This window comes from Mesorhizobium sp. M7A.F.Ca.US.005.03.2.1 (genome assembly GCF_003997795.1).
Classification (GTDB): Bacteria; Pseudomonadota; Alphaproteobacteria; order Rhizobiales; family Rhizobiaceae; genus Mesorhizobium; species Mesorhizobium ciceri.
On sequence record NZ_RZRP01000262.1, the window covers coordinates 1 to 7,327 of the forward strand.

A 7,327-nucleotide genomic window follows, 5' to 3' on the forward strand; every position below is an offset into this window, starting at 1 on the left:
CGAACACACCGCCCTCGGCAGCGTCCTGTTCGCCAATGTCTGGCACTGGCTGGGCCTCCCCACCCTGGTGCTGCTGGCCGGCATGCAGCGCGTCAGCAAGGAAGTCATCGAGGCTGCCCGTCTCGACGGCGCCGGCGACTATGTGCTGATGACCAGGATTATCTGGCCGCTGATTGCGCCGAGCGTCACCATCGTCACCATCCTGACCTTCATCGGCAGCTTCAACTGGTTCGAAATCCCCTATGTCATGGCTGGCCTCACCGGTTCGCCCGGCGGCGCGACAGATGTGCTCGGCCTCTATTTCTACCGCACCGCCTTCGGTTCGACGACGACCGGGATCCAGGATTTCGGCCAGGGCAGCGCGCTGGCCGTGATGATGTTCATCATCGTTGCAGGCGTCACTGCAATCGCGCTTCGCTACCTGCGCCGTCGCGAGATCGAGCTGTGAGCGCGACAGCCCGCACCGGGCAACCCGCCGAGTTGCTGAAGAATGGCGCCATCCAGCTGATGCTGGCGATCAACGCCGTCATCATGATCTATCCGCTGTTCGTCATGGCGATGTCGTCCTTCAAGACTAATGCCGAGATCTTCTCCTCGCCCTTCGCCCTGCCGGCGCACTTTTCGCTGGCCAATGCCGAGCGGGTGTGGAGCGAAACCAACTTCGTGCGCTACCTCGCCAACTCCGTCGGCATCACCATGGCCGCGGTCGCCCTCATCCTTCTGTTCAGCACCATGGCCGCCTATGCGATTGCCCGCTACCAGTTCAGGCTGAGCGCGCTGGTGCTGATGTTTTTCCTCAGCGGCATGACGGTGCCGCTCAAACTGGCGATCATTCCGCTGTTCATCCAGCTGGATTCGCTTGGGCTGGTCGACAGCTATGCCGGCCTGGTGCTGGTCTATGTCGCCATGGGCATTCCCTCAGCGGTGTTCATCATGACCGGCTTCCTCCGGACCTTGCCGCGCGAACTGGAAGAGTCCGCACGCATGGACGGCGCCAGCGAATTTCGCATCATGCGCTCGATCATGTTGCCGTTGGCGCGCCCGGCCCTGGTCATCGTCGCCATCCAGAACGCCGTGCCGATCTGGAACGACTTCTTCTTCCCGCTGGTGCTGATCACCTCGGACGAGCTCAAAACCTTGCCGCAGGGCCTCACCGTCTTCGTCGGTGAATTCACCACCGACTGGGGCGTGCTGTTCACCGGGCTCACTCTGGCGGCGCTGCCGATAACGCTGCTCTACATCGTGCTGTCGAAGCAGTTCATCTCCGGCATCACCCAAGGCGCGGTGAAATAGACTGCGGTCAAATAGACGAGGAAATCTTCAAGTGGCGAACCAGAACAAGATCATCATCACCTGCGCGGTTACCGGCTCGATCCACACGCCGTCCATGTCGCCGCATCTGCCGGTGAGCGCCCAAGAGATTGCCGATGCCGCGATCGGCGCGGCCGAGGCCGGCGCTGCCATCGTCCATCTGCATGCGCGCAACCCCGCCGACGGCCGGCCCGACCAGTCGACCGAGGCGTTTGCGCCCTTCCTGAAGGTGATCAAGCAACGCTCGGACTGCGTCATCAACATCACCACAGGCGGCGCCGCGACAATGAGCGTCGAGGAGCGCGTCAAGCCGGCGGCGACCTTTGCGCCGGAAGTTGCATCGCTCAACATGGGCTCGATGAATTTCGGCCTCTACCCAATGCTGGAGCGCTTCAAGACCTTCGAGCATGACTGGGAACGCCCCTATCTCGAAGGCTCGCGCGACCGCATCTTCCGCAACACCTTTGGCGACATCGAGCACATCCTGCGCACCTGCGCGCAAAACGGCACGCGTTTCGAGATCGAGTGCTACGACATCGGCCACCTCTACACGCTCGCCCATTTCGTTGAGCGCGGCCTGGTCAAGGCGCCGTTCTTCGTCCAGAGCGTGTTCGGCATATTGGGCGGCATCGGCACCCATCCGGAAGATGTCGCGCATATGAGGCGCACCGCCGACCGGCTGTTTGGACAGGACTACCACTGGTCGGTGCTGGGCGCCGGCCGCAGCCAGCTGCCGATCGCCACCCAGGCCATTGCGCTCGGCGGCAATGTGCGCGTCGGGCTGGAGGACTCGCTCTGGATCGGCAAGGGCCAACTGGCGAAATCCAATGCCGAGCAGGTGCGCAAGGTACGCCAGATCATCGAAGGGCTTGGCGCTTCGGTCGCCACCCCTGACGAGGCACGGCAGATCTTGCAGCTCAAGGGCGGCGACAAGGTCTCTTTCTAAGGAAAATACCAATGAGTGCGCTCACCATATCAGGTGTCGATAAGGCCTATGGCAAGGCGAAGGTCATCCACGGCGTGTCCGTCGACATCGCGTCGGGCGAATTCGTCATCCTGGTTGGCCCGTCCGGTTGCGGCAAGTCGACCTTGCTCAGGATGATCGCCGGCCTGGAAGACATCAGCGCCGGCGAGATCGCGCTCGAAGGCAAGGTTATCAACGATGTCGCGCCGAAATCGCGCGATATCGCCATGGTCTTCCAGAATTATGCGCTCTACCCGCACATGACGGTGCGTGAGAACATGGCCTTCGCACTGACGCTGAAGAAGATCGATAAAAGCGAGATCGACGCCAAGATTGCGCGTGCCGCGACGATCCTCGGACTGCAGGACTTGCTGGATCGTTATCCGCGCCAGCTTTCCGGCGGGCAGCGCCAGCGTGTCGCCATGGGCCGCGCTATCGTGCGCGACCCGAAGGTCTTTCTGTTCGACGAGCCACTCTCCAACCTCGACGCCAAGCTGCGCGTGCAGATGCGCGCCGAAATCAAGGCGCTGCACCAGCGCCTGGGAACCACCATCGTCTACGTCACCCACGACCAGGTCGAAGCCATGACTATGGCCGACAAGATCGTCGTCATGAATGGCGGCATCGTCGAACAGGTCGGCGCCCCGCTCGATCTCTACGACCGGCCGGCCAATCTGTTCGTTGCCCAGTTCATCGGCTCGCCGTCGATGAACATCCTGGACGGCCGCACCACTACGGACGGTTTTGTCGCCAGCGACGGCACGGTATTTCCGCTGCCTGCGTTGGGACAGGGCGAAAGTGCGCTTGCCTGGGGCATCCGGCCCGAACATCTCAAGCTCTCAGACAGCGGCGTGCCGGCGGTGGTCGAAGTGGTCGAGCCGACCGGCGCGGAAACCCTTGTCATGGCCAAAGCCGGCACCAACACCTTGAGCGCGTTGCTGCGCGAGCGGATTTCCGTGATGCCGGGCCAGAAGGTTTTCCTGGCGCCGGACCTCACCCAGTTGCATCTGTTCAACGCCAAGGGTCAGCGCATTATGCGGGTGCAGAACGCATCAAAGGTTACTCGGCCGACGAAATAATCGGCAGGCACTTTTCGCAATTCTACACGCCCGAGGATCGCGAGCGAGGCAGTCCGCAAAGTGCCCTGGAGATCGCCGCCCGTGAAGGGCGAGTTGAGCGCGAAGGCTGGCGTATACGCAAAGACGGCACTGCGTTCTGGTCCCACGTGGTCATCGACGCCATTCGGCACGAGGATGGCGAACTCCTGGGGTTCGCGAAGATCACACGCGACATTACGGAGCGGAAGAAGGCGCAGGAGTCCTTGGATCAGGCCCGTGAGGCCCTTTTCCATTCACAAAAAATGGATGCGGTCGGCAAGCTAACGGGCGGCGTCGCCCACGATTTCAACAATTTGCTGATGGCGATTCTGGGAAGTCTTGAGCTGCTCCGCAAACGGCTTCCCGACGATCCACAATTGCTGCGTCTTCTCGACAACGCGGTGCTCGGCGCGCGACGGGGAGCGTCCTTGACGCAGCGCATGCTGGCCTTTGCCCGGCGGCAGCAACTCGATCCAAAGCCTGTCGATTTGATAGGGCTCATACACGGAATGAAGGATCTCTTGGAACGATCGCTGGGCTCAAGGGCGATCATAGAGACGAAATTTCCGCTCTCGCTCGATCATGTAATGATCGATGAAAGTCAGATCGAACTTGCCTTGCTCAACCTGTGTGTCAACGCCAGTGACGCCATGCCTGATGGTGGGACGATCATCATTTCCGCCCGGATGGAACAGGTCGGCGAAAGCAATGGTGCTGGCTTGGCTCCCGGCCATTATGTCTGCCTCTCGGTAGCCGACAGTGGCGAAGGAATGGACGGAGAAACGCTGGCTCGGGCGACGGAACCGTTTTTCACCACAAAAGGCGTTGGCAAAGGTACGGGTCTCGGTCTGTCTATGGTGCATGGGATGACAGAGCAAATGGGCGGGTGCCTAGTGCTCAAGAGCTCCAGGGGAACCGGAACCACAGCGGAACTATGGCTGCCGGTGGCAACCGCGAGCTCGGAATTCGCGCGCGGGCCGGATGTTCTTGCCGAGGAAGCCATTGAGACGGCGTCGCTGCGGATTCTGGCAGTGGATGACGATGCGCTGGTCCTTTTGAATACCGCGGCAATGCTCGAGGATCTCGGCCATACTGTCGCGGAGGCGCATTCTGCGGCGGCAGCCCTCAGGTTGCTGGAGGAGCAGCCGTTCGACCTCGTCATAACGGATCATGCTATGCCGAAGATGACGGGCCTGCAGCTATCGAATACGATCAAAGTCCAGTGGCCGAACGTACCCGTCATTATAGCAACGGGCTACGCCGAACTCCCGGGGACTCGCGACATCAAAATTCTCAGCAAGCCGTTTACTGAAGAAGAATTGGCGAACGCAATAGCAGCCGCTAATGTCGCGTAGGGTCGCCTTAGACACCACCCCCTTTGAGTTCCTTGATGCGTCAAGCTGGGATAAGATCCTCCAATATTTTTCTCTGAGAGTACTTGCGAAGCGGCAACCTGCTCGGCGGTCAGAAGGGTCTATGGAAAGTGTACGTTCAAGCAGCCGATTCGTGCGAGAGGACGACTTCGTTCTTCGAAAGATCGCTTTGGTCGCCTGCCCTACCAGCCTATGCCGCACTTTAGCTCCCGGATCTAACTTGCAAGGATTGGGAACCCGCGAGGCGTTGTTCTCGCAGTCGCGCAGTCAAGCAGGAGTGCGGACAGGCCTACCCAGCAGCGAAACAGAAAAGCGCCGGCGCTGGGTCTTCACCGGGGCTAAGGGCATGTACGAGCTACCCTGCATGTCCGAGTTTCAGCCTGCGCTAATATTGTAAATGAATGACTGTGCGCACCGACTTCTCCGGGTCGTTGCGTTTGGCGTCACTGTGGTTCCCGAAGGGCCGATATACTCCACCAGCGCGAGGCATGACCGCTCAGATTCTGTTGGTCGGCGCCAACGTTCGCGCACCTCTGCGCCGGCCGCCACGGCACTTTGAGGTGAAGTGCCGCTCACCGGAGCTAAAACCCAGCAATTGGCCGACAATCGCCGAATAGCCGATTGGTTGAAAACGTACAGCGAATCCGTTGGGGTTATGCTGGACAACAGGGTAAACAATTCCTTTCGCTGGAAGGGAGGCCGCGATGGTTCGAACGCATTTAGAAGTTGCACAAGGCGTAATCGCAACCGGCTATCTTGTTCGGCATAATTCCATGATCGGAACTGCCAAGTTTCGCCAAGACGTGGATCGTTCAAGGCGCGCAATCGAGACATCGCGCGAACTGCTCAAACGCCTTCGCCAACGTCACCACGATGACATGGCGCGAGGGTGGGAAGATCCGGGCGTGGCAAGCGTCGCCGTCTCCGCCTTTGACGCCGACATTCTCCGATCGGCATTCCGAGAGTTGGTCAGGCAAACGGGTGTGCCTGAGTATCAATGGCGTGATCTGGCCACGAGCCTGGTACATGAATTCACCGGGTGCGAGCAGATGGAAACCGGCCTGGTGGATTGGATCACCAGCAAGTAGCGCTACAAGGAAACCTTTTCGGGGATTCGGAATTAGGGTCGCATGGCCCGCTTCTTCTTTGATTTAACCGACGATGGCGAAGTCTTTCCCGATCCTGAAGGAACCGAAATTGCGAGCCGGGAAGCCGCTGAAGATGAGGCAGCAAGAGCGTTGCTTGAAATAGCCAAAGACCGGATGCCGGACGGCACTTTCAGAGAGGTTGCCATCCATGTCCGCGATCACACCAGCAAGCTCCTATTCTCCGTGAAGGTCACGTTCGAGTTGGTGCGTGAGCCGCCCGACGGATGAGGACGCGGCCCTAGCTATTCATTATGGCTGCGCACCAACGCCAGCGGCATGCGGTCGCTGAGGCTGCCATCATTGCTTTCGAACTGCAAGACGCCTGAAAATGCGATTGGCGCCTTCTGCCGTCGAGGTAGAAATGACGTCGTCCGCCTGACGCTAATGTGACCTAATATCGTTGTTTGCCGCCGGCATTGAAGGATGTTTGAAGAATGACTCGTGTTGACCACCCTCGCTGTCTCTGTGGGGGATCATGGTTTCCGGCAAGTCGCCAACGCCGTACTGTGAGCCCCGGACCGAAATAAGGTCATGGTTGTCGGGGCGTGTGTTTGTCACGGCCTTCGACGATGGATAATTTCTTCAATAAGTTTCGCGTCGGCTTCGTGTTCCGCGGCCCGCGTAGCCATTTGGCTGGCCAAGCTATGTCTTTCCCGAGCGGCTTCTCGTTGCGCCGTCCGTTTCGCCAACTCGGCCCGCTGCTGGTGCGCTCTTAGAAGGCTCCAAAGGGCCTGTTCCGCATCGTCCGCCTGGGCCTGCATCAAAACGTCCGCTCCGAATGCATGTCCAGTGTGACAACGGTAACGGGTAATCGGCCCGTCTTCGATCTCCCAAAGCGGTCCGTGACATTCGGGGCAGACAAATGTCGAGGGGATGCCAAGCTGGCGTTCTGTCTGTTCCATTGTGCTGTGCTCCTGAGCAGCAATCGCAGCCTCAAGGCGGATGACAGGCGGGATTTCTGGTGTCGGCCCTGCGAGTTCGGACGCAAGCCTGCGCAACAGGCCAGCCATTTCGGACAGGGCGACGCAATGGTCGACTTCCACATTCTGCAAGGCGCTCAGCGGCATATCGGGTACTGCAGCGTCGTCGGGATCTTGAACCACGCTGACCCCTCCGCAAATCTTGATGGCGCGCAAGCCGGCGGTCCCGTCGGAGAGGCTGCCCGTGAGCACGACACCAATCACGCTGCCGCCAAAGCTGCAGGCCGCTGATCGAAAAAGGGGATCGATGGCAGGGCGCGCCAAATTCTCCCGCGGCCCGCGCCGCAGCAGCATGTGATCATCATGTAAAAGCAGGTGAGCTCCGGGCGGTGCAACGAAGATGTGCCCGTTTTTAACCTTCGTGCCGCTGGCGGCATTCGCTACGGGCATGTTGGCAGCGCGACCGAGAATGTCGCCGAGGTAACTCGTGAGACCGACGTGCTGTACGATGAGG

General features: G+C 60.0%; 7 protein-coding genes and 1 pseudogene. 7 read left to right on the forward strand and 1 reads right to left on the reverse strand.

From position 1 onward, the window contains the following. The 7 genes and pseudogenes from EN991_RS16205 to EN991_RS16235 all read left to right on the forward strand — a co-directional run. On the forward strand, nt 1-448 hold a 448-nt coding region (locus EN991_RS16205; protein ID WP_164769116.1), incomplete at its 5' end, for a sugar ABC transporter permease. Then, on the forward strand, nt 445-1,293 hold the full coding sequence (locus EN991_RS16210) for a carbohydrate ABC transporter permease (protein ID WP_127369131.1): 849 nt from the start codon (nt 445-447) through the stop codon (nt 1,291-1,293). The genes EN991_RS16205 and EN991_RS16210, both read left to right, overlap by 4 nt. 31 nt (nt 1,294-1,324) lie before the next feature. Beyond that, nucleotides 1,325-2,257, forward strand: coding sequence for a 3-keto-5-aminohexanoate cleavage protein (locus EN991_RS16215; protein WP_064994970.1), 933 nt, complete (start codon nt 1,325-1,327; stop codon nt 2,255-2,257). Between the two features lie 11 nt (nt 2,258-2,268). Next, nucleotides 2,269-3,354, forward strand: a complete 1,086-nt coding sequence (gene ugpC / locus EN991_RS16220; RefSeq protein WP_127369132.1) for a sn-glycerol-3-phosphate ABC transporter ATP-binding protein UgpC — start codon at nt 2,269-2,271, stop codon at nt 3,352-3,354. Continuing rightward, nucleotides 3,315-4,727, forward strand: a pseudogene (locus tag EN991_RS16225) (response regulator); the annotation flags it as partial. The gene ugpC and the pseudogene EN991_RS16225, both read left to right, overlap by 40 nt. Before the next feature lie 722 nt (nt 4,728-5,449). Then, nucleotides 5,450-5,833 carry a hypothetical protein gene (locus EN991_RS16230; protein ID WP_063170813.1) on the forward strand — a complete coding sequence of 128 codons (384 nt, stop codon included), beginning with the start codon at nt 5,450-5,452 and terminating at the stop codon, nt 5,831-5,833. Between the two features lie 42 nt (nt 5,834-5,875). Next, nucleotides 5,876-6,121: a hypothetical protein gene (locus EN991_RS16235; protein ID WP_127367886.1), complete on the forward strand. Its 246-nt coding sequence runs from the start codon at nt 5,876-5,878 to the stop codon at nt 6,119-6,121. 326 nt (nt 6,122-6,447) lie between these two features. On the opposite strand, the gene EN991_RS16240 is transcribed toward EN991_RS16235, so the two are convergent. Next, a partial coding sequence (locus EN991_RS16240) for a chemotaxis protein CheB (protein WP_164769118.1) occupies nt 6,448-7,327 on the reverse strand: 880 nt, incomplete at its 5' end.